The sequence below is a fragment of the Stenotrophomonas sp. GZD-301 genome, assembly GCF_049310345.1.
Lineage (GTDB): Bacteria > Pseudomonadota > Gammaproteobacteria > Xanthomonadales > Xanthomonadaceae > Stenotrophomonas.
The window spans coordinates 72,347-96,205 of sequence record NZ_JBMOWY010000005.1 but is presented as its reverse complement, the minus strand read 5'-3'; the positions used below and the strand labels follow the sequence as shown (position 1 = coordinate 96,205).

The window sequence follows — 23,859 nt, the reverse complement described above, 5'->3', positions numbered from 1 at the left end:
GGCGCCCAGGATGGCGCCCACGAGCCTCCACGGACGGATTCACGGCGTGTCCCGTAAACCCACCCGCGCCACGCCAATCAGCACCCTCCGCAGACAACGGCCGTTGCCGTTGACGTAGCAGTTGCCACCGTCGCGCCCCCACCCTGACACCATCCTTACCAATGCTTCGCGTTGCCTGCACGATGAACAGGCAAGGATGGAACATGTGGATACCGTCGACTCCCCTGCTGCGTCTCCCGCACTTCCTCCTGCCGCGCGCCGCTGGCGCTGGCGTCGTCCCGGCAAGCGCGGGCAGCGCTGGTTGGCCATCCTGCTGTTCCTGTTTGCCGCGCTGCTGATCCTTCTTGCGCTGTGGGACTGGAATTGGTTCAAGGGACCGGTCGAACGCGCGGTACAGGCCAAGACCGGCCGCGCGTTCCATATCAACGGCGACCTCGACGTCGACCTCGGCCGCACCACCGTCATCCGCGGTGACCGCCTCACCTTCGCCAATGCCGAGTGGGCGAAGACCCCGCAGATGGCCACCGCCGATCGTGCCGAGATCGCCATCCGCGTCTGGCCGCTCCTGCGCGGTGAAGTGCGCATTCCCGAAGTGCGCCTGACCCGGCCCGACCTGCTGCTGGAAACCGGCCCCGGCAAGGACACCCCCGGCAACTGGGATTTTCTTGGCCCCTCCACCGGCAACCCGCCGCAACTGCGGCGCCTGCTGGTCGACGACGGCCGCCTGCAGTTCCTCGATGCGGCCGGCAGGACCGACGTCCTCGTCGCGCTCAACAGCGGCAAACCGCGCAGCCAGGACAGCGCACCGCCCCTGCTGGTCAAGGGCAAGGGCCGCTGGAAAGGCAACCCGTTCACCCTCGACGGCAACACCGAATCGCCGCTGGAACTGACCAACAGCGACCACCCGTTCCGCATCCACCTGGATGGCCGCGCCGGCGGCACCCACGCCATCGCCAGCGGCACACTGACCAATCCGTTCGCACTGCGCACCTTCGACCTGGAGCTGATGCTCAGCGGACAGGACATGGAAGACCTGTACCCGCTGATCGGCCTGGCCATTCCCTCCACACCGCCGTATCGGCTCAAGGGGCGGCTCAAGCGCAGCAACGACATATGGCGCTACGAGAACTTTACCGGCACTGCCGGCGACAGCGACCTCGGCGGCACCGCGCAGATCGACGTCAGCGGCCCACGGCCGTTCCTCAAAGCCGACCTGGTCTCCAAACGACTGGACTTCGACGACCTGGCCGGATTCATCGGCGCCCCGCCGAAAACCGGCGCGGGCGAATCGGCCAATGCCGAACAGAAGGCCAAGGCAGCCGCGCTGGCGGCGCGCGCCAAAGTGCTGCCCGACACGCCCTACAACCTGACCAAACTGCGTGCGATGGATGCCGACGTGCGCTGGAAGGCACAACGCATCAACTCGCCGGTGCTGCCCCTGGATGACATGGATGCGCACCTCAAGCTCGATGCCGGCCTGCTCCGCCTGGAGCCGCTCAACTTCGGCGTCGCCGGCGGCGACATCCGCAGCACCATCCGCCTGGATGCGCGCAAGAACACCATCGCCACCCGCCTGCAGGCCACCATCCGCAAAGTCCAGCTCGGCCGCCTCTTCCCCGATGCCAAGCTGGCCGAACAGGCCTCCGGCGGCATCAGCGGCAACGTCGACCTGGCCGGCACCGGCAACTCGGTGGCCGCCATGCTCGGCAGTTCGGATGGCAACGTGGGCGTGGCGATCGGCCGTGGCCATGTCGGCAACCTGATCATGGAACTGGCCGGGCTGGACGTCGCCGAGTCGTTGAAATTCCTGTTCACCGGCGACAAACAGATTCCGCTGCGCTGCGGCTTCGGCGATTTCAGCGTCGGCAACGGCGTCATGCGGTCACGCGCGTTGGCGCTCGATACCACCGACACACTGATCGTCGGCGAAGGCACGGTCGACCTGAAACAGGAACAGCTGGACCTGCTGCTGCGCCCGCGCCCCAAGGACATCAGCATCCTCGCGCTGCGCTCGCCGCTGCGCATCGGCGGCACCTTCAAGGATCCCTCGTTCCGCCCCGATTTCAAGGCGCTGGGCCTGCGTGGCGCGATCGCCCTGACCCTGGGCAGCATCACCCCGCCCGCCGCGCTGCTGGCAACCATCGAGACCGGGCCGGGCAAGGACAGCGACTGCGGTGGGCACTACGCCAAGTGAGGTCTGCCGGGGAGTACCGGCCGACCGCCGGTACCCACCGCGTCCGCACCGGGACGGTCAGCCGGCGACGATGTACTGCTGCAGCTGATCCAGCTTCTGCGCCTGCTCGTCGATCACCGACTTGACCAGGTCGCCGATCGAAATCACCCCGAGCACACCGCTGCCGTCCACCACCGGCAGGTGCCGGATGCGGTAGTCGGTAACCAGTTGCAGGCAGTGCTCGACCTGTTCGGACGGCGCGACGGTAACCACCTTGGCGGTCATGATCTCGCTGACCGGGGTGGTCCGTGACGAGCGCTCGTGGAGCACGATCTTGCGCGCGTAATCGCGCTCGGACAGGATGCCGACCAGCCGTCGGCCCTCCATCACCAGCACCGCACCGATGCCCTTCTCGGCCATCAGGCGGATCGCATCGATCACCGCCGTGTCCGGGGCAACCGCGAAAACCTCAGGGGACTTGCCTTCCAACAGCTGTCGAACCGTGGTCATGGCCTTGCTCTCCACCGACGGGATGCGCTGCCGAGTCTGCCACGATCGGCGCCTGCCAGGTGTCAATCAGGTACAGCGGCCGCTGTTTGGACTCCTCGTAGAGCCGCCCCAGGTATTCACCGATCAGCCCCAGCGCGATCAGCTGGACACCCCCCAGGAACAGGATCACCGCCATCATCGTCGGCCAGCCGGCCACGCGGTCGCCAAACAGCGCCGCCTTGGTCACCACCACCAGCGCAAACAGGAAGGCGAAGCTCGCCGCCGCCAGGCCCAGATAGGTGGTCACCCGCAACGGCGCGGTGGAAAAGCCGGTGATGCCTTCCAGCGCGAAATTCCACAACCGCCACAGACCGAACTTGCTGTCGCCCACCAGCCGGGCATGACGGTGGTAGGGCACCGCCTTGCGACGGAAGCCAACCCAACCGAACAACCCCTTCATGAACCGGTGGCGCTCGCGCAACTGGCCCAAGGCCTCCAGCGCGCGCGGCGACAGCAGACGGAAGTCGCCGGTATCGGCCGGAATCGGCGTCTTGGACAAGCGCCCGATCACCCGGTAGAACGCTGCGGCGGTGCCGCGCTTGATCCAGCCTTCGCCGTCGCGCGCCAACCGCGTCCCATAGATGTTGTCGTACCCCTCGCGCCACAGCGCGACGAACGCGGGAATCAGTTCCGGCGGGTCCTGGCCATCGGCGTCGAGGATCATCGCCGCGCCGCTGTCGACGAAGTCCAGCCCCGCGGTCAGCGCGGCCTCCTTGCCGAAATTGCGCGACAGCCGCAGCACGCCAACCCGCGGGTCCTGCGCGGCCAGCGTTTCCATCACCGCCCAGGTCGCGTCGTGGCTGCCGTCGTCCACATACAGGATGCGCCCGTCGATGCCATCCAGCGCGTCGAGCGCGGCGCACAGGCGCGGGTGCAGCAACGGCAGCGCCTGCGCTTCATTGTGCGCGGCAATGACAAGAGTGAGGCGATCGGCGGGCATGGCCGCGATTGTACGGGGCTGCCCGTGCGCACGGACCGTCACGGTTCCTCGGCAAGATAGCCCTGCCCGCCCAACTGGCGCGCCTGGCGCTGGATCCAGGCCGCACGCCGCTGCACATAGGGGCCGGGGCGGGCCGCGTTGTAGCGCCGCGGGGCGGGCAACACCGCCGCCAGCCGTGCGCTCTCCGCCGGGCTCAACCGGGCGGCGTCCTTGTTCCAGAACTGCCGCGACGCCGCCTGCGCACCGTAGATGCCATCGCCGAACTCGGCGATGTTGGCGTACATCTCCAGGATCCGCGATTTCGGCCAAAGCGCTTCGATCAGCAGCGTGTACCAGACCTCCAGCCCCTTGCGCACCCAGCTGCGGCCCTGCCACAGGAACAGGTTCTTGGCGACCTGCTGGCTGATCGTGCTTGCCCCGCGCAGCCGCCCGCCCCGGGCGTTGTGATCGCGTGCCTTCTCGATCGCCTGCAGGTCGAAGCCATTGTGATCGGGGAAGCGCTGGTCTTCGGCGGCCACCAGCGAAATCGGCAGGCTCGGCGCCATCTGGTCCAGGTCGCGCCACTGGTAGTGCAGGCGGTAGTCCCAGTCACGCTGGCCCAACGCCTCGCCATAGCGCCACATCATCACCGTGGACACCGGCGGGTCCAGGAAGCGCAGCAGCACCACCTGCAGGACCGTGATCGCCACGAACAGGACCGGCAGCCAGAGCAGGCGCTTCCAGCGCCAACGGCGCGCGCGCGGTGGGTCCAGGCCCGGGTCGGCCTTGTGGTTGCTGCGCTCTGCCCCCATTAGTGGTGCATCCTCTGCTTGCACGGTTGTCGGCGCATTATCCGGCAACTGCCCCTCCTTTCGCGCAGCCTTCGAACCGATGACCCACACCACCGACACCCTGACCCGTTTCCTGCTTCCCGATGCCGGCGTGCGTGGCGTCCACGTCACGCTCCAGGCGTCCTGGCAGGACATCCTCGCCCCGGCCAGCTATCCGGCCAACGCCACCGAACTGCTCGGCCAGGCCAGCGTCGCCTCGGCGCTGTTCACCGGCCACACCAAGGTCGACGGGCGCCTGTCGATCCAGCTGCGCAGCAGCACCGCGATGCGCACCCTGTTTGCCGAATGCACCGCGGCGGGCACCCTGCGCGGCATCGTGCAGCTGGCCGATGGCGGTGGCGACGCGCCGCGCGACCTGACGGCCCTGGGCGATGACGCCCTGCTGGCCATCACCATCGAGAACCCGGGCCTGGACCCGCGCGAACCGCAGCGCTACCAGAGTCTGGTCGGCCTGACCGCGCCCAGCCTGGACGAAGCCTTCGAAGACTATTTCCGCCAGTCCGAGCAGCTGCCCACGCGCCTGCTGCTGGCCGCCGATGGCGACCGCGCCGCCGGCCTGCTGCTGCAGAAGCTGCCCGGCGACCAGGGCGACGACGATGGCTGGTCGCGTGCCAGCGCGCTGTTCGAGACCCTGGGCAGGCAGGAGCTGCTGGAAGTGGCCCCCGAAGACCTCGTGCATCGCCTGTTCCACGAAGAGGCACCGGAACTGCTGGCCCAGCGCCCCCTGCGCTTTGACTGCTCGTGCTCGCGTGAACGGGTGCAGGGCATGCTGACCTCGCTGGGCGAGACCGAAGCCCGCGCCGCCGCCGAACCCACCGGCGCCGTGGAGATCCGATGCGAATTTTGTGGACGGGAATATCACTTTCCGTTGACGGAATTGGACATACTGTTCAGCGAGCCGACGGCCACCTCGCCGGCGCCTGAACGTCTTCAGTAATCGACGTACGAGTTTTGTTCTGGGGAGAACCAAGACTTGTTAAGAAATCATAAACGCCCTAGGATCGGTATCCCGCTTCGGCGGGAACTTGTGTTCATTGCCGCTGTCTGAGAGTTCCCATGCGTGCCCTTCTGCGTCTACCGCTTGCCCTGATGATCGCCCTCACCGCGATCCCGGGCGCGTATGCGCAGTCCAAGGGCAAGCAGGATGGCACCGTGCTGCCGATCTGGAACAAGGGCAGCGGCAAGGTCGAGGCCCTGCTGTACCTGGAGCCGACCGGAGAACAGAGTGCCGGTGCCCGCTGGCACTTCGGCCGCAGCTCGCTCGATGCCGCCTTCGGGCTGTCCTCGGGCGATTCGCTGGGTCTGCTGTGCAACAGCAGCCGCGGCACCAGCATCAGCGGTCTGGCCAGTCACTGCATGCTCGCCAGCCTGGGCGACGATGACGACGCCACGCTGTCGCGCCGGGTCACCGGTACGGCCGCCTTCAACCGTCCCGGTGGCCGCCTCGGCATCACCGCCGGCAGCGGCCGCGACACCCTGCCGGCCTGGTTGGCGGGGCCGAACAAGTCCCCGGCGATGCGCGCCGAACAGAACGACCTGACCGTGTTCGGCCAGAAGAACATCGGCCGCGAAGGGTTCGTGTCCATCGGCGGCACCTATGCCAAAGCGCGCCTGGTGCCGTTGTCCGACATGTCCCCGGCCCTGGTGGACCGCTGGGACAGCAAGAGCCTCACCATCGGTGCGGGCTACGGCAATTTCAGCGGGAACATCATCGGCCGCGTGGTCGATGTCCCCGGCCAGCCCGGCAAGTGGGAAGGGCTGGGCGTCGGCCTGACCTGGCGCACGCCGTGGAGCGGCCAGCTGACCGTCGGTGCCGAGAACGTCATTACCCGCGGCAAGAACCCCTTCGCGCCGCGCAACGAGAGCACCGAAGAGGGCACCGTGCCCTACGTGCGCTACGAACAGGATCTCTGATTCCGTCGGATGGCGGCATCGCCCAACAAAAAACGCGCTCTTCAGCGCGTTTTTTTGTGCCTGCGCCTCCTGCCCGGCGCCCCGTCGGACCTGCCCGGCGAGCGGATCGGCGCAGCGCGATGGGAGACGTTCGCATTCATGCCACATCCCGTCTGAACTGAATAGGAACATTGATACATTCGGTGACAAATTTGTCGCCCAATTTTCATCACACAGCCTTAATGATTGGGACCAGAATTGCCATATGTCTCATCAAGCCATTGTTTTAACTGAAACTTTTCAAACTTCACGCCGTCCACATCGTTTGTTAACGATGCTTTAATTCTTTGGAATCCGCAGTTACTATCGAGTCAGCCTAGTGGTCTTTGAAGCGCACTTTCGCTTCGCCACAGGCAGACACCCCAGTGATGTACCCAAGATTCCCCTTGGAGAGAGAGAGCAAATGAACGTTAAGTCCAACCCGCTGCGTGATGCAGTGGTGGTCGCGCTGATCGCGTCCGCCGCTGTTTCCACCGCGCAGGCGCAGGAAGCCGCCAACCCGACCAACCTGGACCGCATCTCGGTCACCGGTTCGCGCATCAAGAGCACCGACGTCGAGACCTCGCAGCCGGTCCTGAGCCTGAGCCGTGCCGACATCGACAAGCAGGGCGTCACCTCCGTGGCCGACATCCTGCAGCGCATCTCCGCCAGCGGCGCTGCCCTGAACCGTACGTACAACAACGGCGGCGACGGCAGCTCGGGCATCAGCCTGCGCAACCTCGGCAGCGAGCGCACCCTGGTGCTGGTCAACGGCCGTCGCTGGACCACCGGCATCACCGGCAGCGTCGACCTGAACACCATCCCGACCGCGATGGTCGAGCGTATCGACATCCTGAAGGATGGCGCCTCGACGATCTACGGTTCGGACGCCATCGCCGGCGTGGTCAACATCATCCTGAAGAACAACTTCGATGGTGCCGAAGCCAACGTCTACAAGGGCCAGTACAGCCAGGGCGACGGCGAGCGCGACGCCTATGACTTCACCCTGGGCACCACCACCGACCGCGCATCGCTGATGCTGGGCGCTTCCTACGTCAAGGAAGGCAAGGTCATGGCCGGTGACCGTGCGATCTCCGCCGGCGGCCCGCCGTTCTTCAGCGGCCAGAGCACCACCGGTGTGCCGGGTTCGTACATCCGTAACGGCGAACGCTACGTGATCATCAACGGGGCGGAAACCCTGTTCGATTCGGACATCCACGGCTACAACACCTCGCCGGACAACTACCTGCTGACCCCGCAGGAGCGCACCTCGCTGTTCGCGACCGGTTCGTACAACCTCACCGACAACATCACCTTCAAGACCGAAGCGCTGTACAACGAGCGCAAGTCCGAGCAGCTGCTCGCGGCGATGCCGGTGACCGGCCAGCGCCTCAGCGCCAACAGCATGTACAACCCGTACGGCGTTGACCTGACCAGCGTTGCCCGCCGCTTCAACGAAACCGGCGGCCGTTCGTTCAACCAGAACGTCAAGAACTGGCACTTCTACGGTGGCTTCGAAGGCTTCTTCGAGTTCGCCGACCGCACCTTCGACTGGGATGCCGGTTACCGCTACGACAAGACCGACGAGAACGTGCTGACCTACGGCCTGTTCAACCGTGCCAACCTGGCGGCCGCCTATGGCCCGTCGGAAATGCGCGATGGCAAGCCGGTCTGCGTCACCGCCCCGGGCGGCGCCGTGATCGCGGATTGCGTGCCGGTCAACCCGCTGGGTGGCGAAGGCTCGATCTCGCAGGATGCGATCAACTACACCGCCTTCACTGCGCACGACTCCTCGACCCTGATCTCGAAGGGTTACTACGCCAACATCTCCGGCACCATCGTGCCGCTGCCGGCCGGTGACCTGGCCTTCGCTGCCGGTTACGAGTACCGCAAGGAAAGCGGCCAGTTCGATCCGGACGCGTTCATTGCCTCGGGCCTCAGCACCGGCAACGGTGCCAAGCCGACCAAGGGCGGCTACGACCTGGACGAGGTCTACCTGGAACTGTCGATCCCGGTGCTGGCCGATCTGCCGGGCGCCAAGCTGCTCGACTTCAGCGCCGCAACGCGCTATTCGAAGTTCAGCAACTTCGGCAACACCACCAACAACAAGTTTGGCTTCCGCTGGAAGCCGATCGACGACCTGATGCTGCGTGGTAACTACTCCGAAGGCTTCCGCGCACCGAGCATCAACGACCTGTACGCAGGCGATGCCGATTCGTTCGAAACCTTCGTCGATCCCTGCTCGCTGCACAGCGGCCGCCGCTCCGGCGCGATCGCACAGCGCTGCGCCGCCGAAGGCGTCCCGGGCAACTTCGTGCAGCCGGGTGGCGGCAGCGGCGGTCGCCAGGGTCCGGAAGCCTTCACCTGGACCTCCAACGACAACCTGAAGCCGGAAACCTCGACCAGCAAGACGCTGGGCCTGGTGTGGAGCCCGAGCTTCGTCTCCGGCCTGAACGTGACCCTGGACTGGTGGCAGATCGAAGTTGAGAACGCGATCACCCGTCCGGACATCCAGGACATCGTGAACTACTGCTACACCGGTTCGGCGCAGCAGCAGGCCGTGTACTGCCCGCTGATCACCCGCGATCCGACCTACGGCACCGCGGTGCAGAACTACGCCATCACCAACGTGCGCATGCCGCTGCTGAACCTGGCCTCGTACAACGTGGAAGGCTGGGACCTGGGCATCGCCTACCGTCTGCCGGAAACCAGCTTCGGCCAGTTCAGCATCAACCTGGATGCGACCTACCTGAGCAAGTGGGAGACCAAGGCGACTGCCGACGCAGTGGCTGATGGCCGTCAGGGCACCTACCTGAACCAGGATCCGTACTGGCGCATCCGTGGCAACCTGTACGTCGACTGGAGCTTCAAGGACTTCGGCGTCAACTACGGCCTGCGTTACAAGTCGGGCCTGAAGGAAGAATGCCCCTTCGATCCGGATGAAGATCCCGTCGCGTTCGCCTACTGCTCCGACGGAGCGGCTGGCAACTACATCGGCGCCACCACGTACCACGACATCCAGTTCCGCTACAACACCCCGTGGAACGGCACCATCAACGTGGGCGTGAACAACCTGTGGGACAAGCAGCCGCCGACCTCGTACGTCGTGGCCTACAACATGTTCGACCCGCAGTACGACCTGCCGGGCCGCTACATGTACATGCAGTACAAGCAGAAGTTCTGATCGATCCACTGATCGGTACCTGATGCAGCAACGGCCCCGAAAGGGGCCGTTGTCATTTGCGCCGCCGGACGCGGTGCACGCATGAAAAAAGGCCGCGTTTCCGCGGCCTTTTCGTCTTCAGTTCATGCAGCGCGGATCAGCCCGGGATCAGCGTCTCGATCACGTGCTCGACGTAGGCCTCGAAATCCTCGCGCGCCTGCTTGGGCTGCTGCAGCTGCAGCGACAGCTGCAGGAAGCCGACGTAGGCGGCATAGGCCAGCCGTGCGCGGTGCTGGGCATCGGTGCGGCTGAGGCCGGCCTGGCGGAACGATGCCACCAGGTATTCGAGGCGACGATGCGACACGCGATCGATCACCGGGCGCACCATCGGATGATCCAGCGCCTTGAGCAGCTCGCTGTAGATGATGTGCGGCTGCACTTCGTGGGCCACCACCTGGAACAGCTGGCGCAGGCGCACACGCGGGTCGGTCACGTCGGCCAGGCTGCCGAACACCTGCTCCTGCTCGAACAGTTCCCAGCGCTCCAGCGCGGCCTGCAGCAGCGCATCGCGCGACGGGAAGTGCCAGTAGAAACTGCCCTTGGTCACCCCCAGCCGACGGGCCAGTGGTTCGACTGCAACGGCGCCAACGCCCTGCTCGGCAATCAGATCCAGTGCGGCTTGGGCCCAGTCCTCGGCACTCAGGCGGCTGTTGCGGCCGGCACGTGGCTCGCCGGCGGAAGCTTCAGGTTCATTCATGAGGTAATTTAACCATACGCTGGGGTTGGTTGCAGTACGTGGTTGCATCGGCAACCGCCCTATCCCAGTCAGGGCAAGGGATCTGCTCACCATACCCCCAAGTATTGACATCGACCAGCACCGGTCCATACTAGCGAGTATGGTCACCCCTTCTTCTACCCTGCCCCGTTTTGACGATGAGCGACTGACCGGCGCGCACGATGCCGTGCTGGCCGCCACCCGCTCATCCCCCGGGCGCCGTGGCACGGTGCTGTTCGCACATGGCTTCGGCCAGACCCGGCATGCCTGGACCGCCGCCGCGCAGACCCTCGCCGGCGCCGGCTACCAGACCCTGGCCTACGATGCACGCGGCCACGGCGACTCCGACTGGAATTCCGCCGCTCTGGCCTATCACGGCGAACAGTTCGCCGACGACCTGATCGTGCTGGCCGGCGAACAGCCGCAACCGCCGATCCTGGTCGCCGCCTCGATGGGCGGGCTGTTCGGTCTGCTCGCCGAGTCACGCTGGCCCGGCCTGTTCTCGGCGATGGTGCTGGTGGACATCACCCCGCGTTGGGATACCGCCGGGGTCGAACGCATCCTGATGTTCATGACCGCGCACCCGGACGGCTTTGCCTCGCTGTCGCAGGCGGCGGACGTGATCTCGGCGTACATGCCGCACCGTCCGCGCAAGTCCGAGGACTCGCTGCGCGCCCTGCTGCGCGAGGATGGCCACGGCCGCTGGCGCTGGCATTGGGACCCGCGCCTGGTCGCCGAACTGGCGCGCGACAGCGAACAGCACCAGGATGCGCTCGCCGACGCGGCGCGCCAGGTGAAATGCCCGCTGCTGCTGGTCAGCGGCGGGCGCAGCACCCTGGTCACCCCGCAGACGGTGGCTGAGTTCCTCGCGCTGGTGCCGCACGCGCGCCACGTGCAGTTGCCGGAGGCCACCCACATGGTCGCCGGTGACGACAACAGCGCCTTTACCGCTACTGTGTTGGACTATCTGGACGTGTTGCCCTCGGCCTCCGCCGTTGCACAGTCCGTCACTACCGAGCACGTCACCGGAGCACGCTCATGAGCATTGTCGTTCCCTTCCTGGCCATCCTGCTGGCGGGGGCCATCGTCGCCTACCACCGCATGCGGCTGATCACCTGGACGATCGTCAGCGTTGCGCTGTTGGCCGCCTGCTGGTTCATTCCCTACGTCAACCAGACCGCCACGATCGTGGCCGCCGCCATCGTCGCGGTGATCGCCGTGCCGCTCCTGCTGCCCTTCATCCGCAAGCCGCTGCTGACCGCGCCGATGATGAAGGTGTTCCGCAAGGTGCTGCCGCCGCTGTCGCAGACCGAGCGCATCGCCCTGGAAACCGGTTCGGTCGGTTTTGAAGGCCAGCTGTTCACCGGCGACCCGGACTGGAACATCCTGCTGAACTACCCCAAGCCGCAGCTCACCGCCGACGAACAGGCCTTCCTGGATGGCCCGGTCGAAGAGCTGTGCAGGATGGTCAACGACTGGGAAATCACCCACGTCTACGCCGACCTCCCGCCGGAACTGTGGAGCTTCATCAAGAAGAACAAGTTCTTCGGCATGATCATTCCGAAGGAATACGGCGGCCTGGGCTTCAGCGCGCTGGCGCACCACAAGGTGATCCAGAAGCTGGCGTCGGTGTCGAGCGTGGTCAGCTCCACCGTCGGCGTGCCCAACTCGCTGGGCCCGGGCGAACTGCTCAACCACTACGGCACCCAGGCGCAGAAGGACCAGTACCTGCCGCGCCTGGCCGATGGCCGTGAAGTGCCCTGCTTCGGCCTGACCGGCCCGTTCGCCGGCTCGGACGCGACCTCCATTCCCGATTACGGCATCGTCTGCAAGGGCGAGTGGAACGGCGAGCAGGTGCTCGGCGTCAAGCTCACCTTCGACAAGCGCTACATCACCCTGGCCCCGGTGGCCACGCTGATCGGCCTGGCCTTCCGCATGTACGACCCGGATGGGCTGATCGGCACCACCCGCGACATCGGCATCACGCTGGCGCTGCTGCCGCGCGACACCGCCGGTGTCGAGATCGGCCGTCGTCATTTCCCGCTCAACTCGACCTTCCAGAACGGCCCGATCCGCGGCAAGGACGTGTTCATTCCGCTGACCCAGCTGATCGGCGGCGCCGAGAAGGCCGGCAAGGGCTGGAACATGCTCAACGAGTGCCTGGCCGTGGGCCGCTCGATCACCCTGCCCTCCACTGCCAGTGGCGGTGCCAAGGCCGGTGCGGTGGTGACCGGCGCCTATGCCCGCATCCGCAAGCAGTTCGGCCTGTCGGTCGGCCGCTTCGAAGGCGTGGAAGAAGCGCTGGCGCGCATCGGCGGCAAGGCCTATGCGATCAGCGCGCTGTGCCAGGCAACGGCCGCCGCCGTGGACCGCGGCGACGTGCCGTCGGTACCGTCGGCGATCGCCAAGTACCACTGCACCACCATGAGCCGTGAAGTGATCTCGGACATGATGGATGTGATCGGCGGCAAGGGCATCATCCTGGGGCCGCGTAACTTCGCCGGCCGCAGCTGGCAGGCCGCACCGATCGCGATCACGGTCGAAGGCGCCAACATCATGACCCGCAGCCTGCTGATCTTCGGCCAGGGTGCGATCCTGTGCCACCCGTGGGTGCTGAAGGAAATGAAGGCCGCGCAGGATCCGGACACCCGTGCCGGCCTGCAGGAGTTCGACCGCAGCCTGTTCGGGCACATCCGCTTCGGCATCTCCAACGCCGTGCGTTCGTTCTGGTTCGGCCTGACCGGCGCCCGCTTCGGTGCCGCCCCGGGCGATGCCTACACCCGCCGCTACTTCCGCAAGCTGGACCGTTACTCGGCCAACCTGGCGCTGATGGCCGACATCTCGATGATGACCCTCGGCGGCAAGCTGAAGTTCAAGGAATCGCTGTCCGGTCGTCTGGGCGATGTGCTGAGCCACGTCTACATGACCAGCGCGATGCTCAAGCGTTACCACGACGAAGGCGCGCCGGCTGCCGACCAGCCGCTGCTGGCCTGGGCCTTCCATGACAGCGTGCACAAGATCGAAGAGTCGCTGTCGGCCGCGCTGCGCAACTTCCCGATCCGTCCGATCGGCTGGCTGATGTGGCTGCTGATCTTCCCGTTCGGCCGCCGCGCCGAGGCCCCGGGCGACCGCCTGGGCCACCGCGTCGCCGCGCTGCTGATGGCACCCAACGAAGCCCGCGACCGCCTGGCCAGCGGCGTGTTCCTGACCCCGTGCGAGAACAACCCGGGTGGCCGCATCAACAGCTACCTGTCCAAGGCGATCATGGCCGAGCCGGTCGAGCGCAAGTTCATCAAGGCGGTCAAGACCAAGGGCATCGAAGCCCTGGACTTCACCACCCAGCTGGACGAAGCCGTGGCCGAAGGCGTGATCACCCAGGACGAGCGCACGCTGCTGGAAGAGCTGCGCACGCTGACGCTGGAAACCATCACCGTGGACGACTTCGATCCGCACGAGCTGCGTTCGGCCAGCTACTACGATCGCGAACGCAAGGACGCGCGCTCGGAAGCAGCGTAATGCCTGCGTTGACGTAAACGGGAACGGCGGACTTCGGTCCGCCGTTTTTCATTGCAGCGGCACCCGGCCGCTTTCCAGGAGACCCCGATGTCCGCTCCCCTGCTGACCCTGTACCGTCGCATGCAGCGCTGGCCGGCCGGCCAATGGCTGTTCGCGCGCGCGGTGTGCTTCAAGGCGCCCTACTTCGCCAGCATCGCCCCGCGCATCACCGTGCTTGAACCCGGCCGCTGCGAAGGCCACATCGCGCACCGGCGCAGGGTCACCAACCACATCGGCACCGTCCATGCGATCGCGCTGTGCAACCTGGCCGAACTCACCGCCGGGCTGATGGTCGACGCCTCGCTGCCACGCGGCATGCGCTGGATCCCCAAGGGCATGGAGGTGCAGTACCTGGCCAAGGCGACGGGCACCCAGCACGCCGTCGCCACGCCCGCCCAACCGATCATCGCGGCCGACACCGGCTACGCCCTGCCGGTGGACGTGCAGATCCGCAACAGCGCCGGCACGCCCGTCTTCAGCGCCCGCATCCAGATGTGGCTCTCACCGCAGGACCGATCACGGAACGTGCCCACCACCGGTCACGTCATCGATCGGTAGGTGCCGACCGCTGGTCGGCACGCTCTGTGCCTTTAAACGCCAGAGCCAAAGCCAGAGCCGCCATCTGGATTCTCCCTGGCTTGGCTGGCGTGTGTGGGCATGCGGGACACGCCGTGAATCCGTCCTTGGAGGCTCGTAGAAAACATCCATGTTTTCTACGGTCCCACATACCCACACCCGCCAGCCATTGACAGTGGGTCGCGCGGATTCCCGGTAGGTGCCGACCGCTGGTCGGCACGCTGTACTCCTTCCGGGATGGCTGTTGCCCCGGCTCTCCCTGCACCGCCCGCCACAGGTCAAAGGCCGGTGGGAATGGGGGTACGGGACCGTAGAAAACATGGATGTTTTCTACGAGCCTCCAGGGATGGATTCACGGCGTGTCCCGTACCGCCATTCCCGCCGGCCACGCCCGGGAGAATGCGGATGAGGGCTGTGGCTGTGGCTGTGGCTGTAGCTCTGGCTCTGGCGTTGAAAGGCACAGAGCGTGCCGACCAGCGGTCGGCACCTACCGGAGACGTCGCCTACGCCGGCACGAAGTACCAGGCGATGGCGGCCAGGATTGCCGGGACTGCCTGGATGACGAAGATCCGCTTGTTGACGCTGTAGGCGCCGTAGCAGCCGGCCACGATCACGCAGCCCAGCATGAAGTTCACCAGCATCGGCAGATGATCGAACAGGCCCCAGAACAGGCCGGCGGCCAGGAAGCCGTTGTACAGCCCCTGGTTGGCCGCCAGCACGCGCGTGGCCTGGGCCTTCTCCGGCGTGTTGCGGAACGTCTTCAGGCCCAGTGGGCGCGTCCACAGGAACATTTCCAGCACGAGGAAGTACACGTGCAGCAGGGCGACCACCAGGGTCAGTATCAGTGCGGTCCAGTACATGGGCAGGCCTCGGAAGGATGGGGAGAGCTTACTCCGGGCGCTCGGCCGGCAGCTTCTTTTCTTCGCGCAGCAGACCGAACGCAGCGAACGTCATCAGCCCGGCCACCACCAGACCGCCCGCAAACAGCACGTGCGAACCGAACAGCGACAGCCCCTTGTGCACCCACGCAAAGCTCAGGTCCGCGCCGCGGTACACCACCGTGTCGATCGCCGCACCGGCCTTGTAGCGCCACTGCCGGTCCACCCGCGTGTACAGCGTCTCGCGCGCCGGCTTGGCCAGTGAGAACTCGCTCGCGCGCGTCATCACCTGCACCATCGCCACCAGCAGCGGCAGCGGCGAGGCCGCCAGCACCGAGAAGCCCACGATGATCGCAAAGCCCGGGATCAACAATGCCGGCGCGATCCCGTAACGCGACAACAGCCACCGGGTCAGCCCCAACTGCATCAGCAGCGTCAGCGCATTCACCGCCAGGTCCACCCGCGAGAAGAATGCCGTACTGGCCGCCGGGTCGGTGTACAGCCGGCGCACGATCGCCGCCTGCTCGTTGTACAGCAGCGTCCCGACGCCCACTCCGAACAGCACCATCAGCGCCAGCCAGCGCAGCAGCGGCTCGCGTGCGATCAGCTTCAGCCCGTCCAGCACGCTTCCGCCCATCGGCGTCTCGCCCGACACCAGCTGCTGATCCTGCTCGCGCGCCACCGCCCACAGGCGCAGCCGCCAGATGCAGAACAGACACACGCAGAGGAAGCCGGCCGAGACCAGCATCAGGTTGGCGATGCCCACCCGCTGCACCAGCGCCGAGGTGATGATCGGGCCGAGGAACGCCCCGATGGTGCCGGCCGCGCCGATGTAGCCGTAGAAGGCCCGAGCCTGCGTGTTGGAAAACACATCGGCCATGAAGCTCCAGAACACCGCCACCGCGAACAGGTTGAACACGGTGATCCAGAAGAAGAAGGCCATCCCGCGCCCGGGCACCCCGCTGTCGAACAGCACGTAGAACCCCAGCAGCGTGGCGATGAAGAACCCGTACACCACCGGCAGGAACACCCGGCGTGGGTAGCGGCTCACCAGCGCGCCGTACAGCGGCTGCATCACCAGCATGATCAGGAACACGCAGGTGAACAGAAACTGCAGCACGAAGTCCTGCAGGGCAATGCCGTGGCCGGCGAACCATGCGATCAGGGCAGACGGGAACAACGTCTGCAGGTCCGCCGAGGCGGCCATCGCCTCGCGCACGGGGCGCAGCACGTAGTAGCCGCTCAGCAGGCAGAAGAAGTACAGCGAGGCCCAGATCAGTGGCGGCGACTGGCGCAGCGCATCGCGCAGCCCCGATCCTCCAGCCTGCGTGGTCGCGGCGGTCATCGCACCCGCTCCGCGCTCAGGCGGCGTCGCAACGGCAGCATCGTGGGAACTCCGGGCGGCAAAGCGCGCAAGGTAAACGATGCACCGCAACATCGCCAGTAGCCGACCGTCGCACCCGCGCAACGCTGCGTGGCCCACACCGGCCGACCCGCTCACCGTCCGACTGCCCTATGCTCCGGGTAGACCGTCGGGGAGCTGCTGGCATTGGCACGGGACAGGTACGACTACATCATCGTCGGCGCCGGCTCGGCCGGCTGTGTACTGGCCAACCGGCTCAGTGCCGACCCGCAGTGCCAGGTGCTGCTGCTCGAAGCGGGTCCTGCCGACCGCAACCCCTTCATCCACATGCCGGCCGGCCTGGCGCGGCTGGTCAACAACCGCCGCATCAACTGGAACCTGGACACCGAGCCGGAGCCCGCCCTGGACGGCCGGCGCCTGTGGTGGCCACGCGGCAAGGTGCTCGGCGGCTCCAGCGCGATCAATGCGATGTGCTACATCCGCGGCGTGCCGGCCGACTATGACGGCTGGGCGGCAGCCGGTGCCACCGGCTGGGAATGGGCGCAGGTGCTGCCGTGGTTCCTGCACGGCGAAACCAACAGCCGCGGTGCCAGCGCACTGCATGGCGCCAGCGGGCCGCTGTCGGTCGCCGACCTGCGCCACCACAACCCGCTCTCGGCCGTGTTCGTGGCGGCCGCACAACAGGCGGGCCATGCCCGCAACGATGACTTCAACGGCGTCGACCAGCTGGGCGTCGGCCTGTACCAGGTCACCCAGCGCGATGGTGCCCGCTGCTCCAGTGCCACCGCCTACCTGCGCCCGGCGCGTGCACGGCGCAACCTCACCGTGCTCACCGGCGCACAGGCGGTGGCGCTGAGCTTCGCCGGCACCACCGCCACCGGCGTGCACTACCGGCGCGGCCGGCAGCATCGGCATGCCGCCGCATCCGCCGAAGTGATCCTCAGCGCCGGCGCCATCCATTCGCCGCAGCTGCTGATGCTCTCCGGGATCGGCCCCGCCCACACACTGCGCGGCCACGGCATCACCCCGCGCGTGGACCTGCCCGGGGTCGGCGGCAACCTGCAGGACCACCTGGATATCTGCACGGTCGTCCACACCCATCCCGGGGTGAGTTACGACCGCAGCAACGAGCTGCGCATCGCCATCGACTACTTCCTGCGCGGGCATCGCGGTGCCGGCACCAGCAACCTGGCCGAGGCCGGTGGCTTCGTCCGTTCGGCGTTGGCAACGGATGCACGCGCCGACGTCCAGTTCCATTTCGTGCCGGCCATGCTCGACAACCACGGCCGCCATCGCCTGCCCGGCGATGGCTACACCCTGCATGCCTGCCCGCTGCATCCGCGCAGCCGCGGGCGGCTGTACCTGCGCGATGCCGACGCGCGGTCGCCGCCGCGCCTGCAGCCCAACTACCTCGGCGATGCGGACGGCCACGACCTGCGGATGATGATCGAGTGCGCCCGGCTGTCGCGCCGGATCCTGGCCCAGCCCGCGTTCGATCCGTGGCGCGGTGCCCCCGTCTTTCCTGCCCGCGACGATCTGGATGATGACGCCCTGGCCGCGTTCATCCGTGCCAAGGCCGAGACCATCTACCACCCGGTCGGCACCTGCGCGATGGGCCAGCACGCCGATGCCGTGGTCGACCCGATGCTGCGCGTGCATGGCACCCAGCGGCTGCGGGTGGTCGATGCTGCGGTCATGCCCAGCCTGATCAGCGGCAATACCAACGCACCCACCCTGATGATCGCCGAACGGGCGGCGCAGTGGCTGCGCCAGGATGCCGGGTCAAGCTGAACAGGGCGGCGCCACGCAGGCGCGGCGGGCCGGGTTCAGCAGCGCAAAAACCCGCGCGTTTTCAATGCGATACGTATTCATCTTCGCTTCGTTTGTGCAATCAGGAAAAGCGGCGCTAGAATCCCTCACAGCAGTCGCGCACGGGCCCTACACGATGAATCAGAACAGCAGGCGCCGACCGATCCGTTCGGCGGCAACCGGGTTGCTGGGCATGTTGATGCCCATTGCAATGTCTTCCACTGCACAGACCCCCAGTGCCTCGCCGTCCGCGTTCCCCGTCAACATCGAGAACAGCGTCCCGGCCAACGTGCCGCATACCCAGCCGGCCGCGTATCGCGCCGCGCCGGCGGCGCAGCAGGTGCTGCCGCCCGCCGCGGGCTTCAATGTCGCCGCGATCGAATCGATGGCCCAGCAGCTCACCTATGGCGAGCGTGTGCCCGGCATGGCGGTGGCAATCGTCCAGGGGGGCCGCGTGCTCAGCGCGCGTGGCTACGGCGTTACCGACGTCAACAATCCGCAGCAGGTGGACGCGCACACCGTGTTCCGCCTCGCCTCGCTGTCCAAGGCCTTCGCCGGCACGATGGCCGGTCTGCTGGTCAACGATGGCACCCTGCGCTGGGACAGCAAGGTCACCGACTACGTCCCCGGCTTCCAGCTGAACTCGCCGGAAGCAACCGAGCGGCTGACCGTGGCCGACCTCCTCAGCCATCGGGTCGGCCTGCCCTACAACGCATACGACCGCGACGTGGAAGCCAACGCGGAGTACTACACCCTCACCCACAAGCTGGCCTCCACCTCGCTCAAGTGCCAGCCGGGCGATTGCTACGCTTACCAGAACGTTGCCTTCAGCCTGATCGGCGATGTGGTGTACGCCGCCTCCGGCAGTTTCTACGAACAGTCGGTCGAGCGCCGGCTGTTCAAGCCGTTGGGCATGAATGATGCCAGCCTCGGCCTGGCCGGCATCCAGGCCAGCTCGCGCTGGGCACGCCCGCATGTGCGCAGCCGCAACGGCTGGGTCGCGCTGACTCCCAAGCCCACCTATTACCGGTTGGCACCGGCAGCCGGCGTCAATGCCAGCGCCAGCGACATGGCGCAGTGGCTGCTGGCCCACACCGGACACCGGCCCGACGTGCTGCCGGCGCCGCTGCTGGCAACGCTGCACTCCACCCTGATCAGCACCCCGGGCGAAATGCGCTCCGGCTGGCGCCGCGAACGCCTGCACTCGGCCGGCTACGCGCTGGGCTGGCGCAACTTCGATTACGCCGGCCATGAAGTGGTATTCCATGCCGGCGCGGTGCAGGGCTACCGTGGCCTGGTCGCGCTGGTGCCGGAACGCGACCTCGGCATTGCGATCATGTGGAACGGTGAAAGCAGCCTGCCCAGCGGCCTGCTGCCGACCGTGCTCGACGCGGCGATGGGCCTGCCCAGCCAGCGTTGGCTGGACGTGGATACCGACTTCGGCAGCGACAGCCTGATGGCCGAAGACGCCGCCCCGCAGAACAAGCGCAAGGGCGTTTCGTCCAACCGTGCGGTGGCCTCGCCGCACTGATCGCAGCGACTGCCTGTTTGGAAAAGGCGGCCGCTTGGCCGCCTTTTTTCTGCCGGCTCCGCCCAAAAACGCGCCCATAAAAAAACTCCCTCCCCGCTGGGCTGCCGGGGAAGGAGTTTCAGGTGCGGCTATCGGGAAACGCTTAGATCAGCGGTGCCGGGGTTGCCGGCAGGGCGACCGGGGCAGCCTTCTTCTTGCGGGCCGCCGGCTTGCGCTTTGCAACCTTCTTGACCGCCTTCTTGGCGGTGGCCTTCTTCGCCGTGGCCTTCTTCGCCGTGGCCTTCTTGGCTACCTTCTTGACGGCCTTTTTAGCCGTCTTCTTGGTGGCCTTCTTGGCCGCAGCCTTCTTGGCTACCTTGCGGACGGCTTTCTTCGCGGTCTTCTTCGCGGTCTTCTTGGCAGCCGCCTTCTTGGCTACCTTCTTGACGGCCTTCTTCGCCGTCTTCTTCACTGCCTTCTTCGCGGTCTTCTTGGCAGCCGCCTTCTTGGCTACCTTCTTGACCGCCTTCTTGGCGGCTGTCTTCTTCACTGCCTTGCGAGCAGTCGCCTTCTTGGCGGCCTTCTTCACCGTCTTCTTGGCCGCTGCCTTCTTGGCGACCTTCTTCACGGCTTTGCGGGCAGTCGCCTTCTTAGCGACCTTCTTGGCTGCCTTTTTGGCGGCCGGCTTTTTCTTCGCAGCTTTCTTGGTTGCCATGGGATGGCTCCTCGTCAGTGATCTATGGAGTTGAAACGCCCAGGTAAAGCAAACCCGCCGTTGCTGCGTTGCGGGGACCGCCGTCGCGTCATGCGCGTCGTGACGGATACGGGGACACCTACCGGGATCGGCCAGGCAGATGTCGGATCAGGGGTGCCCTTGCATTTCACCGAAGGAAGCGAAGCCGACTCCACCGTCATCGGATGCAAGGTGGATGTCCTGGTTGTGCTTCGCGACTGGATGTCGATTCTGCTCACTCTCTTGGCAGGCAAGGTCTGCTTGGCGAAACCTAATCACGCTTTTTTTCACTGTCAACAACCCCGGCGAAAAATTTTCACACCGGACACGTCCAACGCGCCGCGCCGACCACCCGTTGGACACCCCGTACCGACACGTCGTGCCCGCACCAACGGGCATGCTGATGCCCTGGCAGCGGCAAGCCCTGAAACAAAAACAACTTAAAAGAAGCACTTTCGCGAAACGCGCCACGGTTGGCCGCATGCGTGCCGGCAGGTGTGCGAGCGGCGGCGCGCGTGTCTGACCGCCTGCCAACGAAGGGGTAAAACCCGTTGGAAAAGTTTTCACATCCGGCTGCGCTTTTTACTACCCGATTCACGCAAATGCGCAAACTTTCTGCCGTGCTGCGTCGACGCGATCGCACCGTCGGCAGGTCGGCAACGGTCGTCCTGCCACCGCATGTCGATGCGCGGCGACACGCATCGACATGCTCATGACCGGTCGCGATCGGTTCCCAACCCGACGGCATGAGCCGATGCCGGACGCGCCGACGGCGCGCGCGCACCGCAATATCGTCACGCGTCGCTAACGCCGCCGCGTCGGTGCACGCCGTTCGTCTGCCCGTCCGCGCCGACCGAGGCCGGTACGCACGCCCCCGCGCGGGGAACAGGAACCAAAAAAAAACGGCCGCACGAGGCGGCCGTTTTTCGGAGCGACGCAGGATCAGTGATCCTCGTTCTCCAGCAGCTCGGCGTAGTCGTCCGGCGCCAGCAGCTCGTTCAACTCTTCCGTGCCGGTCACTTCGACCACGAAGATCCAGCCATCGCCGTACGCATCTTCGTTGATGGTTTCCGGCTTGTCGGACAGGGCGCTGTTGACCTCGACCACGGTACCGGTGATCGGGCTGTAGACGTCCGAGGCGGCCTTCACCGACTCGACGACGGCGGCCTGCTCGCCCGCCTTGACCGTGTCGCCGACGTTGGGCAGCTCGACGTACACCAGGTCGCCCAGCAGGCCCTGGGCATGGTCGGAAATACCGACGGTGACGCGGCCATTGCCTTCGACGCGCGCCCACTCGTGGGACTTGAGGAATTTGAGGTCGCCGGGGATCTCGCTCATGGAACTGCTCCGAGAAAATTCAGGGGTTCGGGAAACGGGGGTAGTGTAACCAACCGGCGCGGGCCGCTGGGCAACCGCGCGCCGGAAACTGCTGGATCAGGCCTCGACCAGCACGCCGGGCTGGGCCTGACCTTCGCGCACGAACGGGAACTTCACCACGCGCACCGGGACCTGCTTGCCGCGGATGTCCACGTGCACCTGGCCCAGCTCGCCGGCCGGCACGCGGGCGAACGCGATGCCCTTGCCCAGCGTCGGGGAGAACGTGCCGGACAGGATCTCGCCCTGGCCGCTGGCGGTGAGCACCGCCTGGCCGTGGCGCAGCACGCCCTTCTCGTCCATCACCAGGCCGATCAGCTGGCGTGCGTCGCCGGCCGCCTTCTGCGCTTCGAGCACGTTGCGGCCGATGAAGTCGCGGCCTTCGTCCAGCGCCACGGTCCAGGCCAGCGCCGCTTCGTACGGGGTGATCTGCTCGTCCATGTCCTGGCCGTACAGGTTCATGCCGGCTTCCAGGCGCAGGGTGTCGCGCGCGCCCAGCCCGGCCGGACGCACGCCGGCCTGCGCCAGTGCGTTCCAGAAGGCGACCACGTCGCTCTGCGGGATCAGGATTTCAAACCCGTCCTCACCGGTGTAGCCGGTACGCGCCACGAACAGCGGCGCACCGCTGGCAGCGTTCGCCTCGACCGCAGCGAAGCGACCCAGCTTGTCCACGGCAGCGCGGTCGCCCTCGGCAACCAGGCCGATCACACGCTCGCGTGCGGTGGGACCCTGCACGGCGATGATCGCCAGGTCCTCGCGCTCGGTGACCTGCACGTCGAAGGCGGCCGCCTGTTCACGGATCCAGGCCAGGTCCTTCTCGCGGGTGGAGGCATTGACCACCATGCGGAAGAAGTCGTCGGCCAGGTAGTAGACGATCAGGTCGTCGATCACCCCGCCCTGCGGGTTGAGCATGCACGAGTACAGCGCCTTGCCGGTGGCCTTGAGCTTGTCCACCGAGTTGGCCAGCAGGCGGCGCAGGAACGGCTTGACCTGCGCGCCGCTCAGGTCGACCACGGTCATGTGGCTGACGTCGAACATGCCCGCGTCGGCACGCACCAGGTGGTGTTCGTCCAGCTGCGAGCCGTAGTGGATGGGCATGTCCCAGCCACCGAAATCGACCATCTTGGCGCCGAGTGCGCGGTGGGTGTCGTTGAGAAGCGTCTTCTGGGTCATGACCGGTTCCGGGGGAATGAAGGCAAGAGCGCCATTATCCCAGAACCGTCTTCACAACGCCTGCGGCGGTGCGGAATGCACCGCCGACGGCCGCTCAGACCGGCTGCACTTTCAGCGTCATGCCCGCCACCGCCACCACCCGTACCGCGCTCCCGGCCGGCAGGTCCGGGCCATCCACCACCCAGAACGCGTCGTCGATCTTGGCGCGGCCCTTGCCGGCGACGATCGGCTGGTCGAGCAGCACCACCCGCCCCACCAGCTGTTCGGCGCGCCGGTTCAACAACGGGGCGTCGCTCTGCCGACCGTGGGAGCGGCCCCAGCGCCGGTAGCACTGGATCGATACCACGCTGAGCAGCACGAACGCGACCACCTGCCACAGCAGCGGAATGTCGGCGAACACGGCCACCAGCACGAACACCGCTGCCGCCCCGATGCCGATCCACAGCATGAACGCGCCCGGAGCCAGCGCTTCGGCCGCGAACAGCACCAGTGCCAGCGCGCCCCAGCCTACGACCTCCCAGCGCAT

Annotated in this window: 19 protein-coding genes; 9 read left to right on the top strand and 10 right to left on the bottom strand. The window is 66.5% G+C overall.

Features of this window, described 5'->3' with window-relative positions:
* Positions 1–196: 196 nt before the first annotated feature.
* The gene (locus ACO6VK_RS01345; RefSeq protein ID WP_422505095.1) at positions 197–2,194 is read left to right on the top strand and encodes an AsmA family protein; all 1,998 of its coding nucleotides are present in this window, start codon (positions 197–199) and stop codon (positions 2,192–2,194) included.
* 57 nt (positions 2,195–2,251) lie between these two features.
* Here the strand turns inward: ACO6VK_RS01345 and ACO6VK_RS01340 are convergent, their stop codons facing one another.
* From ACO6VK_RS01340 to mtgA, 3 genes are read right to left on the bottom strand one after another with little or no spacing between them, the layout of a single operon-like run.
* Positions 2,252–2,683, bottom strand: coding sequence for a CBS domain-containing protein (locus tag ACO6VK_RS01340; protein ID WP_422505094.1), 432 nt, complete (start codon positions 2,681–2,683; stop codon positions 2,252–2,254).
* Entirely contained in the window at positions 2,643–3,662 is a 1,020-nt protein-coding gene (locus ACO6VK_RS01335; RefSeq protein ID WP_422505093.1) for a glycosyltransferase family 2 protein, read from the bottom strand. Before ACO6VK_RS01335 ends, ACO6VK_RS01340 begins: the two co-directional genes overlap by 41 nt.
* 38 nt (positions 3,663–3,700) lie before the next feature.
* The gene (gene mtgA / locus ACO6VK_RS01330) at positions 3,701–4,453 is read right to left on the bottom strand and encodes a monofunctional biosynthetic peptidoglycan transglycosylase (protein WP_422505092.1); all 753 of its coding nucleotides are present in this window, start codon (positions 4,451–4,453) and stop codon (positions 3,701–3,703) included.
* Between the two features lie 79 nt (positions 4,454–4,532).
* Between mtgA and ACO6VK_RS01325 the strand changes: the two genes are divergently transcribed.
* The 3 genes from ACO6VK_RS01325 to ACO6VK_RS01315 all read left to right on the top strand — a co-directional run bounded on the left by ACO6VK_RS01325 (position 4,533) and on the right by ACO6VK_RS01315 (position 9,608).
* Positions 4,533–5,429, top strand: coding sequence for an Hsp33 family molecular chaperone HslO (locus ACO6VK_RS01325; RefSeq protein WP_422505091.1), 897 nt, complete (start codon positions 4,533–4,535; stop codon positions 5,427–5,429).
* Positions 5,430–5,581: 152 nt separating this feature from the next.
* Positions 5,582–6,406: a hypothetical protein gene (locus ACO6VK_RS01320; protein ID WP_422505099.1), complete on the top strand. Its 825-nt coding sequence runs from the start codon at positions 5,582–5,584 to the stop codon at positions 6,404–6,406.
* A gap of 442 nt (positions 6,407–6,848) precedes the next feature.
* The gene (locus ACO6VK_RS01315; protein WP_422505090.1) at positions 6,849–9,608 is read left to right on the top strand and encodes a TonB-dependent receptor; all 2,760 of its coding nucleotides are present in this window, start codon (positions 6,849–6,851) and stop codon (positions 9,606–9,608) included.
* A 136-nt stretch (positions 9,609–9,744) separates the two neighbouring features.
* On the opposite strand, the gene ACO6VK_RS01310 is transcribed toward ACO6VK_RS01315, so the two are convergent.
* A complete protein-coding gene (locus ACO6VK_RS01310) occupies positions 9,745–10,344 on the bottom strand; it encodes a TetR/AcrR family transcriptional regulator (protein ID WP_017354611.1) in 600 nt (199 codons plus the stop codon).
* Positions 10,345–10,483: 139 nt separating this feature from the next.
* Between ACO6VK_RS01310 and ACO6VK_RS01305 the strand changes: the two genes are divergently transcribed.
* From ACO6VK_RS01305 to ACO6VK_RS01295, 3 genes are all read left to right on the top strand, one after another.
* Positions 10,484–11,404, top strand: coding sequence for an alpha/beta fold hydrolase (locus ACO6VK_RS01305; protein ID WP_422505089.1), 921 nt, complete (start codon positions 10,484–10,486; stop codon positions 11,402–11,404).
* Positions 11,401–13,878 carry an acyl-CoA dehydrogenase gene (locus ACO6VK_RS01300; RefSeq protein WP_422505088.1) on the top strand — a complete coding sequence of 826 codons (2,478 nt, stop codon included), beginning with the start codon at positions 11,401–11,403 and terminating at the stop codon, positions 13,876–13,878. Before ACO6VK_RS01305 ends, ACO6VK_RS01300 begins: the two co-directional genes overlap by 4 nt.
* A gap of 87 nt (positions 13,879–13,965) precedes the next feature.
* Complete coding sequence (locus ACO6VK_RS01295) at positions 13,966–14,475, top strand: hotdog fold domain-containing protein (RefSeq protein WP_422505087.1); 510 nt, start codon at positions 13,966–13,968, stop codon at positions 14,473–14,475.
* 521 nt (positions 14,476–14,996) lie between these two features.
* On the opposite strand, the gene ACO6VK_RS01290 is transcribed toward ACO6VK_RS01295, so the two are convergent.
* Both ACO6VK_RS01290 and ACO6VK_RS01285 read right to left on the bottom strand, forming a co-directional pair.
* Positions 14,997–15,353 carry a DUF1304 domain-containing protein gene (locus ACO6VK_RS01290; protein ID WP_422505086.1) on the bottom strand — a complete coding sequence of 119 codons (357 nt, stop codon included), beginning with the start codon at positions 15,351–15,353 and terminating at the stop codon, positions 14,997–14,999.
* Between the two features lie 28 nt (positions 15,354–15,381).
* On the bottom strand, positions 15,382–16,716 hold the full coding sequence (locus ACO6VK_RS01285) for an NTP/NDP exchange transporter (RefSeq protein ID WP_422505085.1): 1,335 nt from the start codon (positions 16,714–16,716) through the stop codon (positions 15,382–15,384).
* A 204-nt stretch (positions 16,717–16,920) separates the two neighbouring features.
* On the opposite strand from ACO6VK_RS01285, the gene ACO6VK_RS01280 reads away from it, so the two are divergent.
* Positions 16,921–18,525 (top strand): GMC family oxidoreductase, encoded by a 1,605-nt coding sequence (locus ACO6VK_RS01280; RefSeq protein ID WP_422505084.1) that lies wholly within the window; start codon positions 16,921–16,923, stop codon positions 18,523–18,525.
* A 154-nt stretch (positions 18,526–18,679) separates the two neighbouring features.
* Positions 18,680–20,074 carry a serine hydrolase domain-containing protein gene (locus ACO6VK_RS01275; protein ID WP_422505083.1) on the top strand — a complete coding sequence of 465 codons (1,395 nt, stop codon included), beginning with the start codon at positions 18,680–18,682 and terminating at the stop codon, positions 20,072–20,074.
* A gap of 142 nt (positions 20,075–20,216) precedes the next feature.
* On the opposite strand, the gene ACO6VK_RS01270 is transcribed toward ACO6VK_RS01275, so the two are convergent.
* The 4 genes from ACO6VK_RS01270 to ACO6VK_RS01255 form a co-directional block, all read right to left on the bottom strand.
* Positions 20,217–20,768: a hypothetical protein gene (locus ACO6VK_RS01270; RefSeq protein WP_422505082.1), complete on the bottom strand. Its 552-nt coding sequence runs from the start codon at positions 20,766–20,768 to the stop codon at positions 20,217–20,219.
* Between the two features lie 960 nt (positions 20,769–21,728).
* Positions 21,729–22,124 carry a glycine cleavage system protein GcvH gene (gcvH, locus tag ACO6VK_RS01265; RefSeq protein ID WP_422505081.1) on the bottom strand — a complete coding sequence of 132 codons (396 nt, stop codon included), beginning with the start codon at positions 22,122–22,124 and terminating at the stop codon, positions 21,729–21,731.
* 96 nt (positions 22,125–22,220) lie between these two features.
* On the bottom strand, positions 22,221–23,333 hold the full coding sequence (gene gcvT / locus ACO6VK_RS01260; RefSeq protein WP_422505080.1) for a glycine cleavage system aminomethyltransferase GcvT: 1,113 nt from the start codon (positions 23,331–23,333) through the stop codon (positions 22,221–22,223).
* 94 nt (positions 23,334–23,427) lie between these two features.
* Complete coding sequence (locus ACO6VK_RS01255; protein WP_422505079.1) at positions 23,428–23,859, bottom strand: NfeD family protein; 432 nt, start codon at positions 23,857–23,859, stop codon at positions 23,428–23,430.